General features: G+C 64.8%; 1 protein-coding gene. It reads left to right on the top strand.

The annotated features are described in order from the left end of the window. Positions 1 to 50: 50 nt before the first annotated feature. A complete protein-coding gene (locus tag ABT116_RS49135) occupies positions 51 to 989 on the top strand; it encodes a hypothetical protein (RefSeq protein ID WP_351648110.1) in 939 nt (312 codons plus the stop codon). The last annotated feature ends 129 nt before the right edge of the window (positions 990 to 1,118 follow it).

Genomic DNA, 1,118 nt, shown 5'->3' on the forward strand with positions numbered 1-1,118 from the left:
CCTCGGTGATGCCGTCGGTGGCGGATACGACGGTGTAGAGGATGAGGGGGGTGAAGGCGGAGGCCAGCACCGTGAGCCACAGGAAGCCGATGGCGCCGGAACTTTTGGCCCAGTTCCTCTCCTCCCACCCCGCAGGTACGGTCACGCAGCGCCGGCGTATCTCCGTCATCGACACAGCCCATCACCGCTATGGCTTCCCGGCGCCGGGGCGCAGCGACAATATCCGCGCCGCCCTTGACGCGACGCGCAGGGCACGCCTCGACAATCTCGCCGCCCGTACCGGTGAGGTGATCTCACGGCTTCCCGAAACGGGTTGGCCGGCAGCGTTGTTTGCCCGCCGCGACGCCATGATCCTCACCCTCGCTCCTACCGGACTGACGTACACGCAGATCGCGGCGCTGCGTATCTGCGACGTCACCGCCGATCCTGTCACCGATGCCCTACACGTCGACGCGGTCGACCGTGTAGCGGTGATCCCGCCGGGGCTCGTAGCAGCCGGGGCCTCCCCGGCGCGGGTGTATCGGCGGTGGATGGAAGTTCTCGGATTCTCGGACCGGTATTTCAGCACCCACATGCTCGCGGGCCTCATGGACACCGGCGACGGCAACGAACTCACCGGACACGACGGACGCATCGACCCGGCCGATCAGCGGCCGCTACTGACCCCGATCGACCGATGGGGCCACACCCCACTGACCGCCACGCCGCTCACCGCTCGCGCAGTAGCCGACATCACCGCCGCGCACCTATCCGGTCAGGCACCGCGACACATCCACCCACCCCAACGAAAGAGCCCCGAAAACAACAGCTCAACAACGCAATCGGATGCTATAGAGCCGCTCGGCGACGACTACTACGAACACGGAATCGCTGCCCGCAAACACGCACACCACACCCTCGGCAGTGTCACATCGGCCCTCGACGAAATCGAGGACCGAGCCGACCGACTCCTCGCGGAGCTGCTCGAACTCATCGAAGGTCCCTTGTGAAGAGACATCCATGAGCGGTAGTGATGCTCTCGCCGAGAGTGCAGTCGTCTTCTGAAACTGACACCCTCGAAAAGGCTCGTTGGGTAGCGTGCGTTCATGAGCGTGGAAGAGAACTGGCTGAGGCTTCAC

Source organism: Streptomyces sp. NPDC002130 (assembly GCF_040296465.1).
In the GTDB taxonomy this organism is placed as follows: domain Bacteria; phylum Actinomycetota; class Actinomycetes; order Streptomycetales; family Streptomycetaceae; genus Streptomyces.